This is a genomic window from Amycolatopsis sp. NPDC059027 (genome assembly GCF_042739735.1).
Classification (GTDB): domain Bacteria; phylum Actinomycetota; class Actinomycetes; order Mycobacteriales; family Pseudonocardiaceae; genus Amycolatopsis.
Genome location: NZ_JBHYIK010000044.1, coordinates 49,692 through 74,707 on the forward strand (window position 1 = coordinate 49,692; position 25,016 = coordinate 74,707).

General features: G+C 69.6%; 22 protein-coding genes and 1 pseudogene. 9 read left to right on the forward strand and 14 right to left on the reverse strand.

Annotation, left to right across the window (positions count from 1 at the left end):
* Positions 1 to 99: 99 nt before the first annotated feature.
* The 4 genes and pseudogenes from ACFWY9_RS27955 to ACFWY9_RS27970 form a co-directional block, all read right to left on the reverse strand.
* A pseudogene (locus ACFWY9_RS27955) lies at positions 100 to 510 on the reverse strand (hypothetical protein); the annotation flags it as partial.
* A gap of 81 nt (positions 511 to 591) precedes the next feature.
* Positions 592 to 1,488, reverse strand: a complete 897-nt coding sequence (locus tag ACFWY9_RS27960; RefSeq protein WP_378340274.1) for a GNAT family N-acetyltransferase — start codon at positions 1,486 to 1,488, stop codon at positions 592 to 594.
* A gap of 155 nt (positions 1,489 to 1,643) precedes the next feature.
* Complete coding sequence (locus tag ACFWY9_RS27965; RefSeq protein ID WP_378340275.1) at positions 1,644 to 4,061, reverse strand: beta-glucosidase; 2,418 nt, start codon at positions 4,059 to 4,061, stop codon at positions 1,644 to 1,646.
* A gap of 12 nt (positions 4,062 to 4,073) precedes the next feature.
* Positions 4,074 to 5,315 (reverse strand): MFS transporter, encoded by a 1,242-nt coding sequence (locus tag ACFWY9_RS27970; protein ID WP_378340276.1) that lies wholly within the window; start codon positions 5,313 to 5,315, stop codon positions 4,074 to 4,076.
* A gap of 114 nt (positions 5,316 to 5,429) precedes the next feature.
* On the opposite strand from ACFWY9_RS27970, the gene ACFWY9_RS27975 reads away from it, so the two are divergent.
* Positions 5,430 to 6,002: a TetR/AcrR family transcriptional regulator gene (locus tag ACFWY9_RS27975; RefSeq protein WP_378328858.1), complete on the forward strand. Its 573-nt coding sequence runs from the start codon at positions 5,430 to 5,432 to the stop codon at positions 6,000 to 6,002.
* Between the two features lie 161 nt (positions 6,003 to 6,163).
* Here ACFWY9_RS27975 and ACFWY9_RS27980 read toward each other — a convergent pair whose 3' ends face one another.
* Positions 6,164 to 6,607, reverse strand: coding sequence for a MarR family winged helix-turn-helix transcriptional regulator (locus ACFWY9_RS27980; protein ID WP_378328859.1), 444 nt, complete (start codon positions 6,605 to 6,607; stop codon positions 6,164 to 6,166).
* Between the two features lie 46 nt (positions 6,608 to 6,653).
* Here ACFWY9_RS27980 and ACFWY9_RS27985 point away from each other — a divergent pair, with 46 nt between their 5' ends.
* Both ACFWY9_RS27985 and ACFWY9_RS27990 read left to right on the forward strand, forming a co-directional pair.
* Positions 6,654 to 7,136, forward strand: coding sequence for a DUF1579 family protein (locus ACFWY9_RS27985; RefSeq protein WP_378340277.1), 483 nt, complete (start codon positions 6,654 to 6,656; stop codon positions 7,134 to 7,136).
* A 10-nt stretch (positions 7,137 to 7,146) separates the two neighbouring features.
* Complete coding sequence (locus ACFWY9_RS27990) at positions 7,147 to 9,072, forward strand: ABC transporter ATP-binding protein (RefSeq protein WP_378340278.1); 1,926 nt, start codon at positions 7,147 to 7,149, stop codon at positions 9,070 to 9,072.
* A 34-nt stretch (positions 9,073 to 9,106) separates the two neighbouring features.
* Here the strand turns inward: ACFWY9_RS27990 and ACFWY9_RS27995 are convergent, their stop codons facing one another.
* The 4 genes from ACFWY9_RS27995 to ACFWY9_RS28010 all read right to left on the reverse strand — a co-directional run bounded on the left by ACFWY9_RS27995 (position 9,107) and on the right by ACFWY9_RS28010 (position 12,706).
* On the reverse strand, positions 9,107 to 9,985 hold the full coding sequence (locus ACFWY9_RS27995) for a hypothetical protein (RefSeq protein WP_378340279.1): 879 nt from the start codon (positions 9,983 to 9,985) through the stop codon (positions 9,107 to 9,109).
* Positions 9,986 to 10,080: 95 nt separating this feature from the next.
* Entirely contained in the window at positions 10,081 to 10,419 is a 339-nt protein-coding gene (locus tag ACFWY9_RS28000; RefSeq protein ID WP_378328863.1) for a PadR family transcriptional regulator, read from the reverse strand.
* 713 nt (positions 10,420 to 11,132) lie between these two features.
* Entirely contained in the window at positions 11,133 to 11,909 is a 777-nt protein-coding gene (locus ACFWY9_RS28005; RefSeq protein WP_378328864.1) for a 2-keto-4-pentenoate hydratase, read from the reverse strand.
* Complete coding sequence (locus tag ACFWY9_RS28010) at positions 11,909 to 12,706, reverse strand: 2-keto-4-pentenoate hydratase (protein ID WP_378340280.1); 798 nt, start codon at positions 12,704 to 12,706, stop codon at positions 11,909 to 11,911. Before ACFWY9_RS28010 ends, ACFWY9_RS28005 begins: the two co-directional genes overlap by 1 nt.
* A 155-nt stretch (positions 12,707 to 12,861) precedes the next feature.
* Here ACFWY9_RS28010 and ACFWY9_RS28015 point away from each other — a divergent pair, with 155 nt between their 5' ends.
* From ACFWY9_RS28015 to ACFWY9_RS28030, 4 genes are all read left to right on the forward strand, one after another.
* The gene (locus tag ACFWY9_RS28015; protein ID WP_378340281.1) at positions 12,862 to 13,365 is read left to right on the forward strand and encodes a VOC family protein; all 504 of its coding nucleotides are present in this window, start codon (positions 12,862 to 12,864) and stop codon (positions 13,363 to 13,365) included.
* Between the two features lie 59 nt (positions 13,366 to 13,424).
* Positions 13,425 to 13,997, forward strand: a complete 573-nt coding sequence (locus ACFWY9_RS28020) for a hypothetical protein (protein WP_378340282.1) — start codon at positions 13,425 to 13,427, stop codon at positions 13,995 to 13,997.
* A gap of 35 nt (positions 13,998 to 14,032) precedes the next feature.
* Entirely contained in the window at positions 14,033 to 14,443 is a 411-nt protein-coding gene (locus tag ACFWY9_RS28025; RefSeq protein ID WP_378328868.1) for a CoA-binding protein, read from the forward strand.
* A 203-nt stretch (positions 14,444 to 14,646) separates the two neighbouring features.
* On the forward strand, positions 14,647 to 16,551 hold the full coding sequence (locus tag ACFWY9_RS28030; RefSeq protein ID WP_378340283.1) for an NACHT domain-containing protein: 1,905 nt from the start codon (positions 14,647 to 14,649) through the stop codon (positions 16,549 to 16,551).
* A 249-nt stretch (positions 16,552 to 16,800) separates the two neighbouring features.
* On the opposite strand, the gene ACFWY9_RS28035 is transcribed toward ACFWY9_RS28030, so the two are convergent.
* The 5 genes from ACFWY9_RS28035 to ACFWY9_RS28055 form a co-directional block, all read right to left on the reverse strand.
* A complete protein-coding gene (locus ACFWY9_RS28035; RefSeq protein WP_378340284.1) occupies positions 16,801 to 17,928 on the reverse strand; it encodes a hypothetical protein in 1,128 nt (375 codons plus the stop codon).
* 89 nt (positions 17,929 to 18,017) lie between these two features.
* The gene (locus tag ACFWY9_RS28040; RefSeq protein ID WP_378328871.1) at positions 18,018 to 18,689 is read right to left on the reverse strand and encodes a response regulator transcription factor; all 672 of its coding nucleotides are present in this window, start codon (positions 18,687 to 18,689) and stop codon (positions 18,018 to 18,020) included.
* Positions 18,689 to 20,110 carry an ATP-binding protein gene (locus ACFWY9_RS28045; protein WP_378340285.1) on the reverse strand — a complete coding sequence of 474 codons (1,422 nt, stop codon included), beginning with the start codon at positions 20,108 to 20,110 and terminating at the stop codon, positions 18,689 to 18,691. Before ACFWY9_RS28045 ends, ACFWY9_RS28040 begins: the two co-directional genes overlap by 1 nt.
* A gap of 56 nt (positions 20,111 to 20,166) precedes the next feature.
* The gene (locus ACFWY9_RS28050) at positions 20,167 to 20,889 is read right to left on the reverse strand and encodes a type 1 glutamine amidotransferase (protein WP_378328895.1); all 723 of its coding nucleotides are present in this window, start codon (positions 20,887 to 20,889) and stop codon (positions 20,167 to 20,169) included.
* A gap of 49 nt (positions 20,890 to 20,938) precedes the next feature.
* Positions 20,939 to 22,171 carry a MurT ligase domain-containing protein gene (locus tag ACFWY9_RS28055; RefSeq protein ID WP_378340286.1) on the reverse strand — a complete coding sequence of 411 codons (1,233 nt, stop codon included), beginning with the start codon at positions 22,169 to 22,171 and terminating at the stop codon, positions 20,939 to 20,941.
* 244 nt (positions 22,172 to 22,415) lie between these two features.
* Between ACFWY9_RS28055 and ACFWY9_RS28060 the strand changes: the two genes are divergently transcribed.
* Positions 22,416 to 23,213, forward strand: a complete 798-nt coding sequence (locus ACFWY9_RS28060; protein ID WP_378328874.1) for an IclR family transcriptional regulator — start codon at positions 22,416 to 22,418, stop codon at positions 23,211 to 23,213.
* A gap of 4 nt (positions 23,214 to 23,217) precedes the next feature.
* Complete coding sequence (locus ACFWY9_RS28065) at positions 23,218 to 24,909, forward strand: L-lactate permease (RefSeq protein ID WP_378328875.1); 1,692 nt, start codon at positions 23,218 to 23,220, stop codon at positions 24,907 to 24,909.
* The last annotated feature ends 107 nt before the right edge of the window (positions 24,910 to 25,016 follow it).

Below are 25,016 nucleotides of genomic sequence, written 5' to 3' on the forward strand. Positions count from 1 at the left end.
GCGCCTGCTGCCTTCAATAACCACCCCCACAGTACGCGCTGCCGGCCATCCCCGCGCCCGCCCCGCCAAAACCCCCCCCCAACAGCTACTCGCGACCGTGCTCGGGACCCGGTTCAGCCTCGACGCGGCCCAGGTGACGAAGGCCCACAGCGCCAGCGCGGCCGCGGTATCGGTGAAGATCGTCGCGAACCAGAACGCCGGGATCTGCGGCACGCCGACCAGGAAGTGCCCAGCGCTGGCCAGCCCGGACAGCGAATAGACCATCAGGAACCCCAGCGCGCGCCAGTACCGTCCGCGCAGGTAGTCGCGGTAGCCGAGCACCCCGAACACGGTGAAGACCACGTAGGCGAGCGCGACCAGGATCTGCGCCACGAGGACGCTGATCCCCGGGACCTGCGGATAGTCCGCCGCCCTGATCACGTTGTGCGCGTAGTGAAACGTCGTGGTCAGCACCGAGAAACCCAGGATGACCCGCAGCGGGGTCAACCCCTTCTCCCGCAGTTCGTCCATGGCCGCCCCCTTGCGACTTGATAGATCGCTCTAGCGAGAGAAGGGTAAGCCCTCGCGGACCCGGTTGTCGAGCGGGACGGCTCAGACCAGGTCGATCCGATGCTGGACGACCGGGTAGCCGGCCTTCGCGAAGTTCGCGGCCATCGGCACATTCGTGACATCGGTGGCGGCGACGACGCGGTCGGCGCCGTGCCCGACGAGTTCGTGCGTGACCTCGACCAGCAGGTCGTAGGCATAGCCGTGACCCCGCTGCTCCGGGACGACGGCGATGTAGCCGACCACCGGGTTGTTGGGATTACGGCACGGAATGGCCAAGCCGACGAGTTCGCCGTCCGGCGTGTAGGCGACGCGCCACCAGTCCCGCGGGCTCGGCATCCACCGCAGGAGATCGAGGTCCTCCCGCGCCGCACCGTCCACACCGGACTGTTCGATCGCGCGCCTGGCATGCGCGTCAAGGGTGTTTTCGTTCACCCGACGGAAGATTCCGAGGATCACGTCGTCGTCCGGCTCCGGCCGGAACTCCAGACGTCCGGGCCGCGGCGGCAGGCCGCACTCCGGTGTCCAGCAGTAGCGATACCGTTCGACCAGCACCGACATCCCGGCCGCCTTGGCCGCCTCGACCCGCGTGTTCACCGCCTCCGCGACGTCCGGATCCGCCCGCCAGCCCGGCGGGGTGTGCAGGGAGTACTCCGTGCGCAGCGGCGAATCCCGCAGCAAGGCGACACCGGCGTCGAAATCGGTGAAGTCGAACCAGTCCAGCGCGATCGGGACGTCGTCCTCGGGCGCGGCCCACCAGGCGGCGCGAGCGACGACGACGCCATCACGCAACGCCACCCAAGTCCACTCCGGACGGTAGCCTCCGGTCATTTCCAGAGATGTCCGCCCGAGCAGGGCACGGCCGACGAGGCCGCGATCGGGCAGTGAGTCGAACAGGGCTTCCTCACCCGCGACGAGCGGGCGGATGACCAGATCGGTCATGGGGTTCCTTCCGGGAAGTACGCGATACGCTCCCGGTTCAGTTCCCCGGCACCCTCGGCACGAGACGGGAGCGCGTGATCGTGGTGACCATCGTTCCCACCTCCTTCTCCTGGTCGAGGGTGCCGGAGCACCGTATTCCAGCCTCTCTGCGAGGATCAACCGGTTTTCGCGAGCCGCACGGTGGTGCTCAGCCGTGGCTCGCCGTATGAGCGTGCGGCCTCGACGGCGTACTCGCCGGACACGTACCGCCAGCCCTCGTCCCAGATCGACGCCGACCGCGGCTCGATACGCACGACGGCCTCGACCTCTTCGCCTGGTCCCGCTTCGACGTTCGCGAATCCGGCCAGCCAGCGCGCGGGGCGGTCGTCGTCGGTTCCCTGAGGCGCCAGGTAAATCTGCACGACCTCGCGCCCGGACCGCGTCCCGGTGTTGCGGAGCCGGACCCGGACGTCCGCACTACCGTCGCCCTCCGGTTCGACCGACATCGTCGTGTACTCCCAGCCGGTGTAGCCGAGGCCGTGCCCGAACCAGTACGCCGGCGCGACGTCCGTCCGTTCCCAGGCGCGGTAGCCGATGAACACACCTTCCTCGTAGTGCAGCGCGCCGTCCTTCGGCTCGACGTTCCACACTGGACAGTCCGCGAGCCGGTCCGGCCACGTCGTCGGCAGCCGACCGCCAGGCTCCCGCGCGCCGAACAGAACGTCCGCGAGCGCCGCCCCGCCCGCCTGCCCGGGGAACCAGACGAGCAGCACCGCCGCGACGTCGTTCCGCCACGGCATTTCGACCGGTGCTCCGGCGTTCACCACAACGACCGTGCGCGGGTTGACGGCGGCGACGTGCGCGACGAGTTCGTCCTGCTTTCCCGGCAGTGCCAGTGTTTTCCGGTCGAAACCCTCACTCTCGACGTCCGCGGTGGTACCGACGACGACCACCGCGACCTCCGCGTCGGCGGCAAGCGCGACCGCCGCCTCCAGCGCGGCCCCGGGATCGGCGACCGGGCCGGAATGCCCCAGCTCGAAGGAAATCCAGGCGATCCCACCTGCCATCGCCGGGGGAACGCGGTAGACGAGCCGGACGTCGACGCGTTCGCCCGCGGCCAGTTCCGTGGTGTGCCGTTGTTCCTCGACATGAGTGACCGCGGTGACGGCGTCGACACCGTCGGGGATGGTGGAACCGTCGAACAACGTCTTCCCGGCCACGGTCAGGGTGAGCAGCCCCGCACCGGTGACACCGAAGGTGTGCTCGCCGGACGCCTGCGGCGTGAGCGTACCGGCGATCTCGACCGAACCGAGCGTGTCGATGGTCAGCTCGCCCGGCAGTTCGCCGATCCAGCGGATCCGCCCTTCCGGCAACGGGAAAGTGGCGAGTTCGCGGCCTTCGCCGTCACGGGCGATCGCCGTCAGCTCGAAGCCGTCCGACGCCGTCGGCAACGTCGTCCGCGGATCGGCACCGAGCGAGTAGCGCAGGTCGACGCCGTCCGGCAGCGCCGCGCGGAGGCCGTCGAGGGGCGAGACGACGTCGGCGGGGAAGACCGTCGCACTGCCGCCGCCGAGGATCTTCGGGTCGTCGGCGAGTGCGCCGAGCACGGCGATACTGCGCGGCCTGATCAGCGGAAGAACGTCGTTCTCGTTGCGCAGCAATACGAAGGAGCGATGCGCGACCTCGCGAGCCAGCGCCTCACCGTCCACTTCGGACATCATCGGCGATTCGGTCGCGTTGAGCGCACCGACTCGGCAGGCGAGCAGCAAGACGCGGCGCACCATGTCATCGACGGTCTGCTCGTCGACCTCGCCTGCCCGCACCGCGTCGGCGAGACGCGCGCCGAACACGGTCTTCGGCCCCGGCATCGCGACGTCGAGACCGCCCTTCGCGGCGTTCACGGTGTGCCGGGCGGCAAGCCAGTCCGACACGACGAAACCGTCGAAGCCCCATTCGCCGCGCAGCACATCGTTGAGCAATCGGCCGTGCTCGGTCATCGTCGATCCGTTGACCCCGTTGTAGGCGGCCATGATCCCCCACGGCCGTGCTTTGTCCACAATGTACTCGAACGGCGCGAGGTAGAGTTCACGCAGCGTTTTTTCGGTCACGGCCACGTCCGCGGTGAACCGCTCGGTCTCGAAGTCGTTGGCCACGAAGTGTTTCACCGTCGTCCCGACGCCGCCCGCCTGCACTCCCGCGACGTACCCGGCGCCGATGTGCCCGGTCAGCAACGGGTCCTCGGAGTAGCACTCGAAATGCCGTCCGCCGAGTGGCGATCGATGCAGATTGACCGTCGGTGCCAGGAGAACATCGACACCCTTGCGGCGAGCTTCTTGGGCCAGCACGCCGCCGACGCGTTCGGCCAGCGCGGGATCCCACGTCGCCGCGAGCGCTGTCGGACTGGGCAGTGTGAGCGACGGGTCGTCCGGCGTCCAGCGTACGCCGCGCACCCCGACCGGACCGTCGGACATCACGATCGACGTCAGCCCGATCTCCGGAAGCGGGGGCAGCGTCCAGACGTCCTGCCCGGCGAGCAGCCGCGTTTTCACGTCCAGATCGAGCTTCCCGAGCATCGCGTCGACGTCGAACGTCATGGATTTCCTTTCCTAGCGGACGGTTTTGATCCTGGTCACGAGCACCGCACCGAGCAGCACGGCCACGGCCGCGATGAGGTAGAGCGCGGTGTAGTTCCTTCCGCCGCCGGCCGCGAGCAGGAACGGCACCAGCGCCGGGCCGAACGACTGCGGCAGCGCGTTGGCCATGTTGATCACCCCGAGGTCCTTGCCGCTTTCGTCCTTTCCCGGCAGCACCTGCGACACGAGCGCGAGATCGACCGCGTAGAACATGCCGGTACCGAGCCCGCCGACCACCTGTGCCACGAATACCACCGGCAGGCTGTGCGCGCTCGCCATGATCACCCCGGAGAGTGTCATCACCAGTGCGGCGCCGATGACGAACGGTTTGCGCCTTCCGGTGCGGTCGGACAGCCGGCCACCCAGGATCGCGGTCACCGCGCCGACGCCGGCCGTGGTCATGGCGAGCAGGCCCACGGTGGCCGCCACGTGTTCCTTCGGGACGCCGATCCGGTCACTCGCGAAGAAGGCGAGATAGGACACCGGGGCGAACGCGCCGAGCACCACGAGGAACCGGGTCAGCCATGCCCAGCCGAAATCGGGATGGCGCACGGGGTTCACCCAGAAGCTGCCGAGGAATTCGCGCACGGAGAACTTCGGGAGCCCTGGCGCGGCAGGGCGATCCGGCAGTGTCACCGCGAAGAGGACGACCAGCACCAAGCCGATCAGGGCGGGCACGAGCAGTTGCGTGATCGTGTGGGAGAACGCGGCGGCGACACCGGCGCCGAGCAGCACCGCGGCGAGCTGGCTGAAACCCATCGCACCGGAAACGCGGCCGCGTTCGGCGGACGGCACGAGGTCCGGGATCGTCGCGGTGAGCGCCGCGAGTGCGGCGTTGAACGAGACCTGGGCGAGGCACCACCCGACGAGGATCGCCGGCACCGACGGCACGAGCGCGACGATCACCAGCCCGGCCGAGCCGCCGATGACGCCGCCCGCGAGCCACGGCCTCCGACGTCCCGCCCGCACCCTGGTCCGGTCGGAAAGCCTGCCGCACAACGGGTTCGCGACGAGCGCGAGCAACGCGCCGACCGCGGTGACCAGACCGAGCGACGCTTCCTTGCGCTCCGGAGCGACGTCACCGATACGGATGGCGAGAGTGATCAGCGCCGGCGTGAGGAGCGCGGTGAACAGCCCGAGGTTGGCGAGGCCGAGCTTGACGGCGAAGGCGCGCGGCTGCCGGATCCATCCGGCCGCCGGAGTCGATTCGGGCACGGACACCTCCCCGTCGTCGAGGCCTGGTCCCACCAGCCTTACCGGGCACCCTGGTGATCGGTAGGTGTCGTTACATATTTGTGATTATCGGTACCGTCCCGTAGGCTTCGAATCATGAGCCGCGCCAGGGGCACCGATCGTCGCGAGAGCATCATCCGAGCCGCGTTCGAGGTCATCGCCGAACGCGGCTATCGCGGCACGTCGCTGGCGGCCGTCGCCGAACGGGTCGGGCTCACCCAGCAGGGCCTGATGCACTACTTCCCCACCAAGGAGGACCTGCTCACCGCGGTGCTCGAGACCAGGGACGAATGGGACCTGCTCAACTTCGGCCAGTCCGCCGCACCGCCCGCGATGACCGCCACCCAGCTCGCCGACCTCGTCGACTACAACGCGACCCGGCCGGGGATAGTGCAGACCTACACCGTGTTGTCCGCGGACAGCGTCACCGAAGGACATCCGGCACGGCAGTACTTCCACGACCGGTACCGGCGGGTGCGCGCCGGGATGACCCGGCTGCTGGAACGCAACCGCGAACTCCTGCCGCCGGGGCTCACCCCGGAGCAGCTCGCGCCGATCGCGATCGCGGTGCTGGACGGGCTTCAGCTGCAGTGGCTGCTCGACCCGGACGAGGTCGACATGCCACAGAGCTTCCGCGACTTCCTGGCCTTACTGGGCACGAAGCCGTAACGGGTTCCCGTCACCCTCCGGCCGGGTCTTCCCGGGGCGGCTGGGTCTGTCGCGAACGCGTCGTTCGGGACACCCTGAAGCCCCCTACCAAACAGCCTAGGCGGGGATACCGACGCTCCGGCGCCGCCGGGGGCGGGAGGTGCTGAAGCACCAGCGCTCGCTCAGCCCTCCCGCAGGACTTCGCGCAGCCGGCGCAATGTCCGCAACGTCGTCTCCAGGTCGTCCCGCGAAACCTGGGCGGCGGCCCCGTCGGCCCAGGACACCTGCGACTCCCCGAGCTGCCGCAGCGCCGTCCGCGCCCGGTCGGTGAGCCGCAACAACGGCGCCCTGGCATCGCCGGGGTTCACCGAGCGTTCGAGCATTCCATTGCGCAGCAAGCGGTTCACCGTTTCCTGGACGCTCTGCCGCCGCAGCCCCCTTCGCCGCGCGAGTTCGGCGGCGGTCGACGGGCCGTGTTCGAGGAAGCCGAGCACCTGCCATTGCGCGGCCGTCAGCCCGACCGGCGCGGTCAGCGCGTCACCCGCGGCCAGCAGCTCACCGTTCACCAGGAAGACCTCGTTGATCACCTCGGTGAACGTCTGCGCGCGTGCGGTGCGTCGGGGCATGATGCTAGTCTCCCATATTGACAGGCGCCTGTCGAAAGGAGAGGGCATGCCCAGCATCGGCACCGCGCACCACGCGCTCACGGCGCTCATCGGAAAATGGTCCGGGACCGAGGAAATCGCCGCTTCGCCGTGGGCACCCGCGACGAGTGCGACCGCGTGGTGCGAGTACCGGTCCGCGCTCGACGGGTTCGCCGTCGTCCAGGACTACCGGCAGGTTCGGGCCGACGGCGGGCCGGAGTTCCTGGCGCACAACGTGTTCACCGCGGACCCGGAAACCGGCGAAACCCTCTGGTACGGGTTCGACAGCTACGGCTTCCCGCCCGAGGCTGCGGCACGCGGCGGCTGGGACGGCGGAACCCTGGTGCTGGAAAAGAAAACCCCGCGCGGCACCGCCGTGCACCGGCTGACCCCGGACGGCGGCGTCCTCCGGCACGACATCGACGTCCGAATGGATGAAGCGGAAACGTTCAGCCCTTTCCTGCGTGCCCGATACACGCGCGACGCCGAAATTGTCGGACCCCCGGAGTAGAGATGAAGGCGTGCGCAGAACCGCCGAAACCCCGAGCGGCTCCGCCCCGCTGATCGGGGTGGAGCACGTCAAGATGCCCGAGTGGGCCCGCGTCGACGAACGCGTGGCCGCCGCCGGGTTCGGCCAGGCCGTGCGCGCGCTGCCCACCGCGATCGCGGTCGTGTTGCGCCTGGCCTGGCGTACCGCCCCGCGGCTGACGGTGCTGGCCGCGGTCGTGCACGTGGTGTCCGGCTGCGTGACCGCGTTCGGCCTGCTCGCCACGGCCAACGTGTTCACCGCGCTGCTGACGCAGGGCCCGACCCCGGAGCGCGTCCTGCACTCCCTGCCCGCGCTCGCGGTGGTCACCGCCTCCTACGCGGCACGCGCGCTGCTCGACGCCGCGGTCGCCGCTGTCGAGGGGGCGTTGCGCCCGCGTATCACCACCGCGGCGGACCACGCGGTGACGGCGTCGGTGGTCCGCGTCGGGCTGCTCGCCTTCGAGGACGCCGACTTCCGGGAACTGGCCAGACAGGGCGCCCGGCACGGGGTCCGCGCGATCGAAACGAGCCTGCGCAGGCTCGCGGATCTGACGTCCTCGCTCATTTCCCTGCTCGCCGCGATGATCACCGCGGCGCTGCTGAACCCGTGGCTCGCCCCGGTGCTGCTGCTGGCAGCGGCCGCCGACGGCTGGGCGTCCGCGCGCGTGGCCAAGCTGAACTACCGGCATTTCCTCGACACCGTGAGCCGGCACATCCGCAAGTCCATCGTCGAGGAGGTGGCGACCTGGCGCACCATGGCGCTGGAGCGGCACGCGCTCACCCTGCAGGAGCCGCTTCTGGCGGAGTACCAACGGATCTCGGCCAGCCTGATGCGGGAGGAGGTGGCACTGGCGCATCGCAGCAACCTGATCCGCACCACCGGGCGAGCCGCCGCGGGGGTCGGTACCGCGGTCGCCTACCTCGTCCTGGGCTGGCTCCTCTACGCCGGTGGGATGCAGCTCGCGCTGGCGGGCACCGCGGTACTGGCGATGCGCACCGCGTCGAACGCGTTGTCCAACACCATTCGCGCGGTCAACTCGCTCTACGAGGACTCTTTCTACATCGGCTTCTACCACGAGCTGATGGCCGAGTCCGCCAAGCGCAGACCGGCACCGTCCACCCTGCGCGCCCCCGCCGACCCGGCCGAGATCCGGCTGGACGGTGTGTCGTTCACCTACCCTGGCCAGGAAAACCCCGCACTACAGGACATCTCGCTGACCCTGCGGCGCGGCGAGGTGGTCGCGCTGGTCGGCGAGAACGGATCCGGCAAGACGACGCTGGGCAAGCTGCTCACCGGCCTGTATCCACCGTCGGAGGGCACGGTGCACTGGGACGGCGTCGATCTCGCGCGGGCGGATCCGGCGTCGGTGCACGAGAACATCGCGGTCATCGCGCAGGAGCCCGCGGAATGGCCGATGACGGCGGAGAACAACGTCACGGTCGGCAGGCTCGGCAGGGTCGATCCGGGCCGCGCCTCGTGGCAGGAGGCCATCACCTCCTCCGGCGCCGACGAGGTGATCGCTTCCTTGCCGCACAAGGAGAAAACCGTGCTGTCGAAGCAGTTCGAGGACGGCCGGGATCTCTCCGGCGGGCAGTGGCAGCGGATGGGCATCGCCCGCGGCATCTACCGGGACGCGTCCGTGCTCGTCGCCGACGAACCCACGGCCGCGCTGGACGCCCGCGCCGAAGCACGCGTCTTCGCCGGGCTCCAGCGCGCCAGCGCCGCCGAGGGCGGCAAGCGCACCACCGTCCTGGTCACGCACCGGCTGGCGAACATCCGCACCGCCGACCGGATTCTGGTGCTGGACAAGGGCAGGCTCGTCGAGGAGGGCACACACGAGCAACTCGTCGCGGCCGGAGGTCTCTACCACGAACTGTACGAAATCCAGGCCCGCGCCTATCGGGGTGAGGCGGCCTGACACCGGTCAGCCGATCCTCACCCCGGCCGCCGCGTCAGGGAGCCGTCCGGCCGAGGTCCGGTCCGGGGTGGGGGTGTCGGTCGAAGCGGTGCAGCAAGGCGGCGATTCCCACCATGACGACCACCGGCGCACTGTAGGTGAGGAGGTACAGAATCGAGTCGGTGAAGATCCGGTACGCCTCGAACTTTCCGAACATCCGGCTGGCGACCGGTACCGCGATGAGTGGCGTGAGGACTATCGGCGCCGTGCGGCGGCCGCTTCGCGTTCTCGGGCGGCAGGCGGCCAGGACGCCGCCCACCAGCACCACCATCCGCACCAACTCGGCGAGGGGGAGGTACGTGCCCAGCCGGGTCGCCGTGAGCAGAAACAAGACGGCAACCGTGCCGACGAGAATGATCATTCGTGACAGGCCCAGCAGGTCCCGGCCACGGCGAGGCCCCGGCGACACGGTCACCGCGACCGCGGCGAACACACTGAGCAGCACCCAGCCCGCTGCCAGCTCCGCCGGCCAGTGCAGGCCAAGGTCGACAACGATGACCATGATCAAGGCGGCGGTGGCCAGCCAGGCGAGAACCACCGAAGCTCGGCGCATGCCCAACAAGCCGAGCACAAGTGCTGCCGGCCAGGCCGAGAAGACCAGTACGTCGGCGAGCGCGCCGAGCCAAAGCCGCTGCACCCACACGTCCGCTCGGGCCAAACCCACGATCTCGCGCAGTGACCAGGAAGCCCCGAGCATCAGGAGCACCGGCGCCACCAGGCTCACCATCGCCAGGGTGTCTCGCCGGTCCCGCCCTCGATGCCCGCCCAGGGCGTGCTGCCAACGCACTTGGACGGCGCCCCACACCAGGTCCACGGTCTCCGCCGTCCCCGGGCGGCTCCGGCCGGCGGCACCGTCGAGCAGCACGCCCAGCATTTCCTCACCATGGGCGGCTCGGTGCGCACGCGGATACACGGCCAGCAAACGTCGGTAGCGCCGCTCTATCGCGGTACGTCCCGCATCACGCTCGTTCACGCCAGCCCTCCCGCACCACGCAGCTGAAGCCGCTGTTCGGCGGCGCTCGTGTGTCTCTGCCTCCGCTGTACCTCGGCCGCCAGCCGGGCGGCCCCCGTTTCGGTCAGGCGGTAGTAGCGGCGCAGCCTGCTCTCCACCACTTCCTCACGATCGACCTCGACCCAGCCCTCCGCGGAGAGCCGATCCAGCGCGGCGTACAAGGTTCCGGCCCGCAGTGTGACCTGTCCGTCCGAGATCGCCGCGACATCACGCAACACGCCATAACCATGTTGCGCCTGGGCGGCAAGCGCGGTGAGGACCAGGAAGGTCGGCTCCCGCAAAGCACCGTCAGTCATGTCAGGAGTATATACCGATAGACTGCATATGACGACTGGGGATGGACCTTGGCGACACAGCAGTGCTCAAACGCAGCGTCCACCATGCCGTGAAGGCCTCCTTACCGGCCCATCAATACACAAAGGACAAACAGGGTGAGCGTCCTCAACGGCGCGTACGGAGCAAAGGCCCCGACGGGCGGGGAGCATGAACGGCGTTTCGCTGGCTCCACCGCCCGGATAGCTCGAATGGGCGGCGTTCGGGGCCACCAGGTTTGTCCTTTGTGGATGGTTATGCCGCGAAGGGTCCCCCGGCGGGCATTGAGTGCCGCGAAGGCTCCCTGGGGGCATTCGGCGAGGCGGGGATGCGCCTCCGTGGGGTACGTGGGATACGTGGGGTACGTGGCGCCCACGGGACTGTCCGTGACGACGGAGCGTTCGCGACAAGGGACGCGACACCCAGGGCTGCCGTGCCCATGTCCTGAACGACGCGTTCGAGACGTTCACTGTCGCCAACGGAGCGTTCAGGACACCGCGGTGGATCCAGATCGCACCGGTAACCATCAGCAGGCTTCGCGCTTCGCGATGACGGTTCCCTTCACACCATGGTGGTCCTTTATGGACACTGAGGGACTGAAGGGGACTTTCAGTGCGCTCAGCGCTGTGAAGGCGTCCTTCACAGCGCTCGGCAGGGTGCGTCGGGTGCACCCAGGGCGTCCCTCGGAGCGCCGGTGTCAGCCCGCGAGGGTCACCGAGCCGAGGTGCGAGAAGTGCACCGCCACCCGGGAGCCAGGGCGCACCTCGACCGCGTCGGTCATCCCGCCGGTCAGCACCAGCCAGCCCGCCTCCAGTGCCAGGCCGCGTTCGCCGAGGGCGTTGGCCGCCAGTGCGAGCGCCTGCGCGGGATGTCCCTGGACGGCGGCTCCGGTGGCGGTGTCGACGATCTGGCCGTCGACCTCCACCAGGGCCGCCTCCAGCGAGAGGTCCACTGTGGACGGATCGAGACCGACGGGTCCGAGGCCGAAGTAGGCCGAGGAGGCGTTGTCCGCGACCACGTCCGGCAGCTGGAAGCGGAAGTCGCGGTAGCGGCTGTCGATGATCTCGACCCCGCCGTACACCGCGGACACGGCGTCCAGCGCGCTCGCCGCCGTCACACCAGGGCCCGCAAGTCGCTTGCCCAGTACGAAAACGAGTTCCGGTTCGGCGCGGGGATGGATCAGCTTGGCCCGCGGCACCGGTTCGCCCGCCGGGAGCACCATCGCGTCGGTGAGCCAGCCCAGCAACGGCGAATCGATACCCATCCGCTGCTGCTTGGCCCGTGACGTGAGGCCGAGTTTGACGCCGATCGGCGTCTCGCCCCTGGCACGCCGCAGGCGCAGGGACTCGTCCTGGACGGCGTAGGCGGTGCTGAGGTCGAACTCCGGCCAGGTGTCGGTCAGCGGCTCCCGGTCGGCGACCGCGTCGGCCGCCGCCAGCAGGAGTTCCGCGGCGGTGCTCACTCCGAGACTCATCAGGCTTCTTCCTCCTCGGAGAAGACAGCGGTGACACTGCCCAGTCCCGCGATCGTCGCGACCACCGTGCCGCCGGGGCGGACCGGGATGGCTCGCGTCATCGAGCCGGGCAGCACGACGTGGCCGGGTTCGAGCGTCACCCCGAGCGGGCCCACGGTGTTGGCGAGCCACACCAGCGCGTTGATCGGGGAGCCCAGCACGGCACCCCCCGCCCCGGTCGCCGCGAGTTCACCGTCCGCGTGCAGGACGCATCCGGCGAGCCGCAGGTCGACGTCGCCGAGCGCGGTCGGCCTGCTGCCCAGGACGACACCGCCGGAAGAGGCGTTGTCGGAGATCGTGTCCACCAGCGAGATCTGCCAGTCCCGGATCCGTGAATCGACGATCTCCAGCGCCGGCAGCACGAAATCGACGGCCCGCACGGCATCGGCGACCGTGACGCCGGGTCCGCGCAACGCGGAGCCGAGCACGAACGCGACCTCGGGCTCGATCTTCGGCTGCAGGAAGTGCCCGCTCGGGATCGGCTGGTGCTCCAGGTGGAACATCGTGCCGGTGAGGTGACCGTAGTCCGGCTGTTCGACGCCCATCTGGCGCTGCATCGCGGCCGAGGCGAGGCCGACCTTGTGCCCGCGCACGACGTCGCCGCGTTCGACCCAGTGCCGCACCACCCGCTGCTGGATCCGGTAGGCGTCCTCCACGGTCGCCTCGGGGTAGCTCGTCACGAGCGGTTCGATCGGCTTCCGCGTCTCGTAGGCGCTCAGCAGGCTGGTGGCGGCTTCTTGCAGCGCAGGTGCGTCCATGGGGTCCTTCCGACACGCGAACTCTGCCGCGCGGGACGGGACCAGACAAGACCCTCGTTCCACTGAGCAGAACAGAAACCTCTCGCAAGACAATCTCTTGCGCGCGAGACATTATCGGCGTACCGTCGTCCGCAGAGAGAAAGGACGTGGTCACCGTGGCACTGCCCGAAGCCGAGGTCGCGAAGCTCGCCGAAGTCCGGGACGACCTCCGCGAACGTCATCTCCACCCGGCGGCGGAACGGCCCGCCACCATCGGGCGCGGCATCCACCACACCGCGCTGATCTCCAGCGACGTCGAGCGGACGATCACCTTCTACCAGGACATCCTGGGCTTCCCGCTGACCGAACTGTTCGAGAACCGCGACTACCCCGGGTCCAGCCACTTCTTCTTCGACGTCGGCAACGGGAACGCGGTCGCGTTCTTCGACCTGCCCGGCCTCGACCTCGGCCCGTACGCCGAGGTGCTCGGCGGCCTGCACCACCTCGCACTGTCCGTGACGCCGGAACACTGGGAAGCCGCGCGCAAACGGCTCGACGAGGCCGGAGTCGCCTACCAGGTGGAGAGCGAGAACTCGATCTACCTGCCCGACCCCGACGGCGTCCGGCTCGAACTCATCTCCGACCCGCTCGGCGAGATGTACGGCGAAAAAATCGGCTGAACTGTGGTTTCGGGCCCCCGCGACGCCTAGCCTTTCCGCCAACCAAGGTTGGGGGTCCGATGTCCGATTGGTCGCAGTCCCGGGCGAAGGCACGGCTCGATCGCCGCGAACAGCTCGACGAACTCGTCGCGCGCAGCCGCTTCGAGGTACGCCTGCACCTCAACGAGCCGGTGCCCAACGGCAGCTATGACGAACTCGCCGACATCTTCGCGATCGGGCACGCGGAATGCGCGGCGCTGCTGGCGCATCGACGTCTCCTGCCGCGCTGGGAGCGCGCGCTGCTGGCCCGGTACGCCCGCCGCGTCCACGGCAAGGCGATTACCCGCAGCGTCGGCGCCGTTCCCGCCGAAGCCCGATCCGGTGCGGCGAGGGCGTTCGGGGCGGAGATCGCGACACTGACCCCCGCCTCCGGGGACACCGGCGCCAAGTACGACCTGCAGGGCCGCGGCCTGCTCACCGTGTTCCGGATCGCCGTGGGCACCCGCGGTGAGGTCTGGCCGGACCGGCACGAGGTCGCGACGACCGCCGCCCGCAACTTCCTGACCTGCGCTGCGACGTTCGCCCGGCGGAAACCGTGGCACGTGCTGTGGCCGGTGTACCGGGTTCGCGGACTGCGGCTCTGGAAGCTGTAGCGGAATGCCGTCGCGTGGTTGAGCGTTCCACCGGTATGAAGCCAGAGGAGATCCTCGCGAGCGCGAACACGATCGCGGTCGTCGGCCTGAGCCGGGATCCGGCGAAGGAAGCACACGCCGTGCCCGCGGTGTTGCAGGCACACGGTTTCCGGATCATCCCGGTACATCCCTCCGCCGACGAACTGCTCGGCGAGAAGGTCTACCGGTCGCTGACGGACATCCCCGGGCCGGTCGACCTCGTCGACGTCTTCCGTCCCGCGGCCGAAACCCCGGGCATCGCCGAACAGGCTGTCGCCATCGGCGCGAAAGCCCTGTGGCTCCAGCAGGGAATCGTCTCCGCCGAGGCACGCCGCATCGCCGAGGAGGGCGGGCTCGAATACGTCGAGGACCGCTGCACCGCCGTCGTCCGTGCCGTCGCGAGCATTTCCCAAAACGCCTCAGGTTGACACCCCGCTGCCGCCGGGTACGCCATGATGTTTTCGTGCGGAATCGAAACCGGGTGTGCGCCCGGAAGCGAAACTGGATTTTCGCCTGCGGAGCACTCGTATTCTGTGGCCTGATCGGGTGGGCTTTTCACGCGGACGCGACCGGCCGTGGTCAATTCGCCGTCGCTCTCATCGCACTGGCGTTCGGCACGGTCGTCCCGACGGTGACCGTCTTCGACCGGATGACCAGGGCGGCCGAGGACCCGGACACGGCGGAACTGGACCGTCTCGCCGCCAAGGTCGCCCGCGCCGCGACCAACGAATCACGGCGCAGTGCGAGGAGCCGCGGGCTTCAGAGACCGCCGTTGAGTGTCCGATGGGAACTCTTCGCCGAACCGGGCGCCGGGCGAGCCCCGGAAGCGCTCTTGAACAGGGGCGGTGACTATCGTGACCTGTACAAGATTTATGAGCGACTGGGCGATCGGCGGCTGATCATCGTCGGTGAGCCGGGGGCGGGAAAGAGTTCCGCCGCCATCCTGTTGCTCCTGGATGTCCTGGAGCACGGAAACAAAGCGAACCCGGACGACGTCCGCAAGATCCCTGTCCCGGTCATTCTCACGATGCGCGGCTGGCGGAGTACCACTCAGCTGGAAGAGTGGTTGATCGGCAAGATCACCGAACTCCCGCGGGTGGGAAACCTCAGCCGCCGGCAGGCCGCCGCACTGCTCGAAAACGACCGGATCGCGGTGTTCCTCGACGGGCTCGACGAAATGCCCGAAAACCATCGGAGCGCGGCCCTCGAAGCGCTGGACGAGACCACCTTCCGGCTCGTGCTGCTGTCTCGCACCGGCGAACTGAAAGAGGCGGCCAAGAACGGCGTGCTCAGGAACGCCATCGCGCTGGAACTCCAGCCGCTGGAGGCAGAAGTCGTGGCCGCCTACCTCCGCGCCTACATCCAGGACCCCTTACGTCCTGTGCCCACCGCGTGGAAGAAGGTGATCGCGAAGGTCGAAAAACATCCTCGCAGCCGTCTCGCCCAAGCCCTCGACACGCCGCTGAACGTCGCCTTCCTCCTCGACGTCTATCACCTCGGCGACCCCGTCGACGAGCTTCTCGACGGAAAGACCTTCCGGAAACCCGAAGACATCCGAAATCATCTCTTCGGCAAGGCGACCACCCTCGTCTGCGAGGCTCGCCCTGGCGGATATGCCCCGGAAACCGTCCGCACCGCCCTGACCACTCTCGCCCGCAGACTCAAGCAGGACGGCGCCCACGATCTCGACTGGTGGCGGCTCCCGGACTGGGTCCCGAACACACCGCGCATTGTCCTCAACGCCGTTCTCGGCGCGACACTCGGCGGTGTGTTCGGCCTGCTGTGGGGGCTCATGTACCTGGGCGCGCACGGAATCATGTACGGATACCCGGCCCCGCTGTCCGCCTGGCTCGTGGGCGGGCTCGTCTACGGCCCGGCGTTCGGGACCATCGGGGGACTCGTGATCGCCGTCTTCGGCGGGAGAAAGCACGCCCGTCGCCCGCCCCGGGTATGGCGGCATCTCGTGTCGCCGCAACTGCCCGAATTCAAGCTGACGGTCGCGCTGGTGGCGGGCACGGCGGCCGGAGTTCCGCCTGGCGGCGACCTCGGGCTCGCCGGCGGGACACTTGTCGGCGTCGCCGTCGCGCTCGCGGCCGGGCTCGCCGCGCACTTCACCACCACGGACACCGCCGGACCGGCGGACGCCTGGTGGACGGATCTTTCGTCCTCGCTCAAGACCGGGCTCGTGTTCGGCGTCGTGGTCGGTCTCGCCACCGGCACGGCGATGGTGCTGCTGCGGTCCGCCAACACCGGCTGGTTCCTGTTCGGTCCGGTACTGGGTATCCCGCTGGGGATCGCCGCCGGACTGGCGAACTCGCGGGTCTGGGCCGCGGCCGTCGCCCAGTTGTACTTGGCCGCGCGAGACGGGACCCCGCTGCGGCTCGTCCGCTTCCTCTGCGAGGTCGAAGCGCACCGCCCGTACCTGCTCCGCATCGCGGCACGGAGTTACCAGTTCAGGCACGCCAACCTGCGCGACTGGCTCGCCGCGCAGGACCGGAGGGCGGCCACGTCAGCACCCGCGCGCCCCGGAGAGTGAAGCAGGCTCATGGCATGTGCCGGGGTCGGCAGGCACGCTCGGCGCAGGGTTGCCGCGGACATCGACCTGAGCCTGAAGCATCTTGGAAACCGTTGCGGGATAACGGAAATCGGCATTGTCCTGCGGAAAACCCATGGGCGGGCGGTTGAAGCGGAACACCGAGGTCCTCGCGTCGTGGTACGCCGTGGTCTTGGCGCCCTTGGCCGACGGTTCGGCAATCGCCCTGCGCACGTTCGGCGGCAGGACCGTTCACACCGGGACTCCGAAGTGGACGATGCGGTGGTTTCCGGCGTCCGCGACGAAGATCTGGCCTGCCGTATCGACGGCGACACCGAGCGGGGAACTCAGCGCTCCCGGCCCGTCCGTGCCGAAGTCGGCGCGACAGCGACTGGCGGCCCGGAACTGCGCGACCCCGCCGTAGCCGGGCATCACGACGTAGGCATCGTCACCCGCGTTCACCGCGACGTCGGCCGGGGTGGCCAGACCACCGGACGCGCCGATCGACGCGACCGCCTTGCCGGCGGCCGAATACCGCACCACGGCGACGTTCCCGCTCGCCGCGCGTCCATTGTGGACGACCCAGGCGCCACCGGCGCCGTCGCTGGTGATCCCCTGCGGCGAGCTGACCTTCTCGGTGACGTCGGCCAGCGCCGCACCGGTGCGGGTGTCGAACCGGGCGACGCGCTGGTGCCCGGTGTCCGATACCCAGAGCCGGCCCGCGGTGTCGATCGCGACCCCGCGCGGATTGTCCAGCTCGCCCGCACCGAACTCCCGGACGAACCCGCCCCACCACGAATATTCGACGACCCGGTTGTTCCCGGTGTCCGCGACGTAGATGTTGCCCGCGTTGTCGAGTGCGACGGCCTGCGGGGCGTCGAGCCGCCCGGCCAGCACCCGCACGAGCTTGCCACTGCGGGTGAACGCCTGGACGCGGTCGTTACCGGTGTCGGCGACCCACAGCTGGCCGCGAGCGTCGACCGCGACGCCCGCCGGACTGCTGAACTGACCAGGCCCGGGACCGCGCCGTCCGAACGCGTCGCGGAACACCGGCGGCGCGGTCTGCGGCGTCGCCCGGACGCTGAACCGCACCGGATCGGCGAGCCAGGCGTAGCCGTCGTCAGCGAGGTAGAAGGCGATGTAGTTGCCCGGCGCGAGCGCCCCCGAGAAGAACGACACGGTCCCGCTCGCCAGCGGCGTGTACTCCCAGAGCGTCGAAGGTCCGACGTAACGCTGGTCGACGGGCCCGTTGCCTGGATCGGCGTAGATCCCGACCCAGTTCTTCGGGGCCACCGTCGACGGCGGCGTCGAGTAGCTGAAGGTGATCCGCTCGCCCTGCTCGACCGAGGAGGCGTCGCTGACCAGTGTCCCGGTTGGCACGGACACAGCATCGCGCGGCCGCCGCCGCCGAGCCAGGGACCAAAGTAGGTCGCCCGCGCGAGTTCAGGAACTGTTCCGTTCCAGCTCACCTAGTCCGCGGCCAGCCGGTAGCCGACGCCCCGCACGGTCTCGATCGTGTGTGTCCCGAACGGTGCGTCGATCTTGCGCCGCAGGTAGCCGACGTAGACCTCGACGACGTTCTCGTCGCCCTCGTAGTGCGCGTCCCAGACGTGGTTCAGGATCTCGTTCTTGGTCAGCGCCGCGCCGGGGCGCCGCAGGAAGAACTCCAGCAGGCCGAACTCCCGCGCGGTCAGCTCGATCCGCTGCTGTCCCCTGTGGACGGTCCGGGCGGCGGGGTCGAGCCGGAGGTCACCGGCCGCCAGTACGGCGGGACGAGCGGGCGCGCCGCGACGCAGCAGCGCCCGCAGCCGGGCCGTGAGCACCACGAAAGAGAACGGTTTGCTCAGGTAGTCGTCGGCGCCGAGGTCGAACGCGTCCGCCTCGTCGTATTCGCCGTCCTTGGCGGTCAGCATCAGCACCGGCGTCCAGTTCCGCTGTTCCCGCAAGCGTTTCAGCACCTCGTACCCGGACAGCTCGGGCAGCATGATGTCGAGGACGACCGCGTCGTAGTCGCCCTCGGTGGCCGACCAGAGACCGTCCTTGCCGGTGTGCGCGACGTCGACGGTGAAGCCCTCCGCGACCAGACCCTTGCGCAACGTCTCGGCGAGTTCGCGCTCGTCCTCGACGATCAGCAGCCGCATCAGTCCTCCGCGGGAAGGTCGATGTCCACCGGAAGGTGTATCCGGGGCAGCTCGATCCGGAAGTGCGCCCCAGGATAGTTCGGCTCGACCTCGTCGGCGTAGTACGCCCGGCCGCCGTGCCGGGCGGCGATCCCGGCCACGATCGACAGCCCGAGCCCGGTGCCGCCGTGGTAGCGCTGGCGGGACGCGTCGAGCCGGACGAACCGCTCGAAGATCCGCTCGCGGTCGGCGGGTGCCACGCCGGGCCCGTCGTCGCCGACCTCGATGACCGTGCGATCGTCGAGCACCGAGCTGCTCACCCGGATCCGCTCCTTCGCGTGCTCACGCGCGTTGTCGACCAGGTTCCGCACCGCGCGGCGCAACTGCGCCTCGCTGCCGTGGACCTTGGCGGGCCAGGCCCTGACCTCGATTTCGAGGCTGCTTTCCCCACGCACCCGCTCGGCCTCGGCCCGCACGATGTCGTCCATGTCGACCTCGGTGCGGGACGGCCGGTCGGTCGCGTCGTCGGTGCGCGCGAGCATCAGCAGGTCGTCGACCAGCTCGCGCAGCCGTGCCGTCTCGCGGGAGATCACCGGCACCAGCTCGTCGGTGCCCATGCTCTCCGGGTGCCGGCTGGAGACGTCGAGCGCGGCGCTGATCGTGGACAACGGCGAGCGCAGCTCGTGACTCGCGTCGGCGACGAACCGGCGTTGCGCGGCCTGGGCCGAGGCGAGCCTGTCGAGCATCGAGTTCAACGTCGCGGCCAGCCGGTGCACCTCGTCGCTGCCCGGCGGCAACGCCACGCGCGCGCTCAGGTCCCGCGTCGAAACCTCCGCGACCGTGCGCCGCATCCGCTCCACCGGCACCAGCGCCGAGCCGACCGACCGGTACACCGCGAGCCCCGAAATGCCCAGCAGCGGGAGCGCGATCAGGGCGAGCAGCAGCGTCAACCGCGTCGATGCCTCGGTCACCGGCACCAGCGAGCGCGCGGAAATCACCGTGTAGGGCCCGCCGGGCCCGTTCACCAGCCGCGACACCGTCCGATAGCTGCTGACGTCGCCGTGGATGTCGAGCGATCGTGTCTCTACGATTTCCTGGCCCGGCGCCGGCCGCGCGTCCGTGATGGGCGGATGGTCGGCGATGGCCGGATCACTCGTCGCGGGGCGGCCGCGCGCGTCGAGGACCTGGGTGACGGCCTCGGCGTCCCCGGTCGCGGCGACGCCGGTGTCGCTCAGCCCCGCCGCGCCCACCTTGGCCAGCTGCCGGGCGACCTGGAGACCGGTGCTGCGCGCGCTCTCGGTGACGTTGCGGTCGAGCGAGTTTTCGAGCAGCAGCACGACGAGCACCCCGGCCACGACCATGGCCAGCGCCAGGACGAACACGGCGACCGCCGTGGTGCGCATCCGCACGCCGGTCGCCGCGATCAGCCGTCCTGCTTTCACCAGGGCAGCGTAGACACCGCTACCCCGAAGGTGTCGCTCCTCCGCTCCGGCCGAGATCAGGACCGGCGGCGCTTGGCCGCCGCGAACCGCTCGGCACGCAGCTTCTCGACCTCGGGCATGTCCAGCGGCTCGAGTTCGTGGCCGACCAGCCAGGTCAGCAGCAGGTCGGCGAGCGCCGGGTTGCGCGCGAGCGCGGGCCCGTGCAGGTAGGTGCCGACGACGTGGCCGGTCACCGCGCCCTCGGTGCCGTCGCCGTTGCCGGTACCCGAAACGACCCGCCCGAGCGGGATGCTGCCTTCGCCGAGCTTCGTGCGGCCCTGATGGTTCTCGAACCCGGTGAGTGCTTCCCCGCCGAGGATCGCGCCGCCCTCGGCGACCAGCTCGGACACCGCGCGCGGGGTGCCGGGTTCGCCGGGCTCGGTCACCACGTCGAGCAGGCCGAGACCCTCGTGGTCGACGCCGTCGCTGCCGCGGAACCGGGTGCCGAGCACCTGCAGACCGGCGCAGATGGCGAGCACGATCGCGCCGTTCTCGACCGCCTTGCCCAGTCCGATGTGCTTGCGCAGGTGTTCGGTGGCCAGCGCCTGCGCGCCGTCCTCACCGCCGCCGAGCAGGTAGATGTCGAGCCCGTGCGGCACCGGTTCGCCGAGCAGGACGGGGACGACTTCGGCGTCGTACCCGCGCCATTCGAGGCGCTTGCACAGGACGTGGGCGTTCCCGGAGTCGCCGTAGGTGCCGAGCACCTCCGGCAGGATCAGGCCGATTCGAGCGGTGGACATCGAACTCTTCTTCGCGGGCTCGGCGACGATCTGGCCGCGCCGATCACTGTCAGTTGTCATTCGGAAGCCTACCCAGAAGGTCACGGAACGCGGTGTAGTTCGCCACCAGGTCCACTCCACCGGGCCGCACCGCGTCGATGGCGGCGAGCGGATCCGGCTGCATGACGTAGTCGACCTCGGCGTAGCGCAGGCGCACCGCGAGGTCGGCGCAGCGCTCGCCGGCGGCGATCACCTTGCGGCCCTTCAGTTCCTCGAAACGGACGTCCCACAGCCACGACATGTCGCGGCCGTCGGCCTCGTGGGCGTTGACGACGACCACCACGGGCGAGTCCTCTTCCAGCACGTGCAGCGTCTCGGCCCAGCCCGCCGGGTTCTTCGCCAGCATCAGCCGTACGGAGTGCTCGCTGCGGCGGACCGTGCGGTACCGGCCGCCGATGTCGGTGATGCTGCTCAACTTGCTCGCGGCGGTGTGCGGCGAGACGCCGACACAGTTCGCGGCGGCCAGCGCCATCGCCGCGTTCGAGCGGTTGGCGTCGCCCGGCAGCCGCAGGTCGAGGTCGACCGACTTGCCCTCGGGCGTGTGCACCAGGTCGCCGTCGAGCTGCCAGCCGGGGTCCGGCCGGACGAGCCCGCACTCGCTGCTCCACTGCCTGCCGTCCTGGACGATGGGACCACCGCAGCGCGGGCACGACGTCGAGTCGTCCGTCCAGCGCCGGACGGTGCCCACCCAGACCGGCTTCGCCGCGGCCGACGCGGCCGAGGTGACCAGGACGTCGTCGCAGTTGGCGACGACGTGGGTGTTCTCCATCTTGGCGATCGCCGCGCGCAGGTCGCGTTCGAGCGAGCGGACCTCGCCGACGCGGTCGAGCTGGTCACGGGAGAGGTTGAGCAGGACCAGCACCGCGGGGTCGACCTGTTCGGCCACCCACGGGACGTAGGTCTCGTCGACCTCCAAGACCGCGTACGGGGCCGAGGGGCGCCGCGCGAGAGCGGAGAGCACGCCGTCGGGCATGTTCGCGCCCTCGCTGTTGTGCGCGACCTCGGCGAGGGCCTCGACGGAGCGGGCGAGCATCAGGGACGTCGTCGTCTTGCCGTTCGTGCCGGTGACCAGCAGAACGGTCCGCTCCCGGCCCAGCCGGCGCAACGCCTGCGGGTCCAGTTTGAGCGTGACCCGTCCGCCGATCATTCCGCCACTGCCGAATCCGGATTTGCGTGAGAGCCACGCCGTCGCCCGTCCGGCAGCCACGGACGCACGCGTGCGTAGGGGGCTGCGAGCAGTCATCGGTTGCACCTTGCCCGTCATAGACTGTGATTTTCCTGAGTACGTGATCGGGCTCTCCCACCGCCCTTCGTAAGTCAAGTTATCGATCGGAGGTTGAACCAGATGGACCACCCCTAAAGTCGGGTTGGCTGCCACTTTGTTAAGAGCCCTTCCCTGGCAAACATCGGAGGTGTTACCGTCCGAACCCCGCTTAGCGGAACGAGTTTCCACTGACCGGGATCTCGGGCGTCCCTCGGAGGGCAACATGGAGCCGGACCGCGGAATCGGCAAGAACGGACTCGACCAGAGCGGCACGCTCGAACGCGGGCTCGCGGTGCTCGAGCACGTCGGCCGCCACCAGGAGATTTCCACCAACGCGATCGCCCGGCAACTGGGCCTTTCGCGCAGCGCGACCTACCGCATCGTAGGGACGCTCAAGAATCTCGACTACCTCGAAGCCGATCAAGCCACCGGACGGGTCCGCCTCGGCACCCGGCTGGTCGAACTCGGGGCGCGGGCGATGGCCGCGACGGACCTGCACCGCTGCGCGCCGCGGTACCTCTCCGCGCTGGCCGAACGGTCCGGCGAGACGACCTACCTCGCGGTGCCGGACAACGACGCGATGGTCTACGTCGCCACCGAGCGCAGCGCGAGCGCGGTGACCCTGGCCTGCCGGCTGGGCACGCGACGTCCGCAGCACGCGACGTCGCTGGGCAAGGCATGGCTGGCGGCGCTGCCGGAGGCCGACCGGCTGGAGCGGGTCCGCCGGATGCGGCTGGACAGTCTCACGTTGCGCACGATCGTCGATCCGGCCCGGCTGCTCGACGACCTCGCGCGCACCAGCCGTCGCGGCTGGGCCGTCGACGACGTCGAGAACGAGCCGGACGTCGGCTGCGTCGCCGCGGCCGTGCGCGACCACTCGGGCAGGCCGATCGCGGCGATCAGCGTCGCCGGGCCCGCGGCGCGGGTGCTGCGCCGCGTCGAGGAACTCGGCGCCACCGTCGCGGGCACCGCGGCGGCGCTGTCCATGCGGCTGGGCTACGTTCGCGTTCCCCGGGGCTGACCCCGTGGCTTGGCTCCAGGACTACCAGCCCGCGGGCGGCTTGTGGATTTCCGCGCTGCTCGCGGCGTTGCCGATCATCGTGCTGCTGGTTTCGCTGGGCGTCGTCCGGTTGTCGGCACACCTGTCCGCGGCGCTCGCGCTGATCACCGCGCTCGGCGTCGCGCTGCTGCTCTACCGGATGCCGGCCGGGCTGGCGTTCGGCTCGGCGGCCATGGGTGTGGTGTTCGGCGTGTGGTCGGTGGCCTGGATCGCCTTCCACGCGGTGTACTTCCACAACGTCACGGTCGCGACCGGCCGCTTCGAGTCGATCAAACGCGCGCTTTCCGGGTTCAGCGAGGACCGGCGCCTGCAGGCACTGCTGATCGCGTTCAGCTTCGGCGCGCTGCTCGAAGGTGTCGCGGGCGGCGGCTCGCCGATCGCGATCACCGCGGCGATGATGGCCGCCCTCGGTTTCCCGCCGGTCAAGGCCGTGGTGCTGGCGTTGCTCGCGAACACCGCGCCGGTCGCGTTCGGCGGACTCGGGAATCCGCTGATCGTGCTCGGCAGGCTGACCGCGCCGATCATCCACCTCAAACCGGACCAGGCGACCGACGCGTTCTCGGCGATGGTCGGGCGTCAGGTGCCGTTTCTCGCCTTGATCATCCCGGCGTTCCTCGTCGTGGTGCTCGCGGGCTGGAAGCGCATGCTCGAGGTGTGGCCCGCCGTGGTGTCGTCAGGGGTCGCTTTCGCCGTGATGCAGTTCGTCGCCTCGAACTTCGTGAGTCCCAGTCTGGTCGACGTCCTCGCCGCGCTCGCCGCCATGGCCGCGTTGTGGATTCTCACCCGTTTCTGGCAGCCGAAAACGGTTTGGCGCTTCGACGGCGAATCGACACGCGAGTCTCGCAGTGTCGGCGCGGCCGCCTCGTCCGGGCGCGGCGCGTTGTACGCGTGGACGCCCTACATCATCCTGATTCTCGCGATCTTCCTTTCCCGGATCGGGACGATCTTCAAGAACCTGCCGGTGTGGCTGGACCTGACCAAGGTGCTGCACAAGGCGGACTGGGTGTTCGCCTGGCCCGGCCTGCACAACCAGGTCGTGCAGCATCCGCCGATCACCCCGAAGAACAGTCCGTACGCCGCGACGCTCACCGTGGACTTCCTGTTCTCCCCCGGAACCGTCGCCTTGCTCGCGGCGGTGATCGCCGGGTTCGTGATGGGCGCCCGTCCGGACAAACTGCTGCGCGCGTACCGGCAGACGCTATATCAGATGCGCTGGGCACTCGCGACGATCTTCATGATCCTCGCGATCGCGTTCGTCATGAACTACTCGGGAGCGACCCAAACCCTCGGCCTCGCATTGGCCACCACCGGCGTGCTGTTCCCGATTTTCTCGGCGTACATCGGCTGGCTCGGCGTGTTCCTCACCGGCTCGGACGCCTCGACGAACAGCCTCTTCGGGCCGATGCAGGTGATCTCCGCGCAACAACTGCACCTCGACCCGGTGCTCGCGGGCGCGACGAACACGTCCGGCGGCGTGATGGGCAAAATGATCTCCCCGCAGAACCTGTCCATCGGGGCGACCGCGATCGGGCAGAGCGGGAAGGAAGGATCCTTGCTGCGCCAGACCTTCCTGTGGTCGCTGGCGTTGACGGCCGTGGTCGGGGTGCTCTCGTTGCTCCAGGCCACGGTGCTGAGCTTCATGATCCCGTCGCCTTAGGGCGGGGCGCCGGGACCGCGATGACGCGGGTCTCGCGCGACGGCACGCCTGTCGCGAACGACGCGTTCGCGACGTTGAACAGCCCCCAAGCCGAGGTTGCGAAGCCA

Excerpts from the sequence above, each read along its gene's own strand:
- ACFWY9_RS28055 (WP_378340286.1), bottom strand. The coding sequence starts at position 22,171 with ATGACTGCTCGCAGCCCCCTACGCACGCGTGCGTCCGTGGCTGCCGGA.
- ACFWY9_RS27960 (WP_378340274.1), bottom strand. The coding sequence starts at position 1,488 with ATGACCGATCTGGTCATCCGCCCGCTCGTCGCGGGTGAGGAAGCCCTG.
- ACFWY9_RS28020 (WP_378340282.1), top strand. The coding sequence starts at position 13,425 with ATGTCCGATTGGTCGCAGTCCCGGGCGAAGGCACGGCTCGATCGCCGC.
- ACFWY9_RS27975 (WP_378328858.1), top strand. The coding sequence starts at position 5,430 with ATGAGCCGCGCCAGGGGCACCGATCGTCGCGAGAGCATCATCCGAGCC.
- ACFWY9_RS28005 (WP_378328864.1), bottom strand. The coding sequence starts at position 11,909 with ATGAGTCTCGGAGTGAGCACCGCCGCGGAACTCCTGCTGGCGGCGGCC.
- ACFWY9_RS27985 (WP_378340277.1), top strand. The coding sequence starts at position 6,654 with ATGCCCAGCATCGGCACCGCGCACCACGCGCTCACGGCGCTCATCGGA.
- ACFWY9_RS28010 (WP_378340280.1), bottom strand. The coding sequence starts at position 12,706 with ATGGACGCACCTGCGCTGCAAGAAGCCGCCACCAGCCTGCTGAGCGCC.
- ACFWY9_RS28060 (WP_378328874.1), top strand. The coding sequence starts at position 22,416 with ATGGAGCCGGACCGCGGAATCGGCAAGAACGGACTCGACCAGAGCGGC.
- ACFWY9_RS28025 (WP_378328868.1), top strand. The coding sequence starts at position 14,033 with ATGAAGCCAGAGGAGATCCTCGCGAGCGCGAACACGATCGCGGTCGTC.
- ACFWY9_RS27965 (WP_378340275.1), bottom strand. The coding sequence starts at position 4,061 with ATGACGTTCGACGTCGACGCGATGCTCGGGAAGCTCGATCTGGACGTG.
- ACFWY9_RS28050 (WP_378328895.1), bottom strand. The coding sequence starts at position 20,889 with ATGTCCACCGCTCGAATCGGCCTGATCCTGCCGGAGGTGCTCGGCACC.
- ACFWY9_RS28040 (WP_378328871.1), bottom strand. The coding sequence starts at position 18,689 with ATGCGGCTGCTGATCGTCGAGGACGAGCGCGAACTCGCCGAGACGTTG.
- ACFWY9_RS28000 (WP_378328863.1), bottom strand. The coding sequence starts at position 10,419 with ATGACTGACGGTGCTTTGCGGGAGCCGACCTTCCTGGTCCTCACCGCG.
- ACFWY9_RS27995 (WP_378340279.1), bottom strand. The coding sequence starts at position 9,985 with ATGCTGGGCGTGCTGCTCGACGGTGCCGCCGGCCGGAGCCGCCCGGGG.
- ACFWY9_RS27980 (WP_378328859.1), bottom strand. The coding sequence starts at position 6,607 with ATGCCCCGACGCACCGCACGCGCGCAGACGTTCACCGAGGTGATCAAC.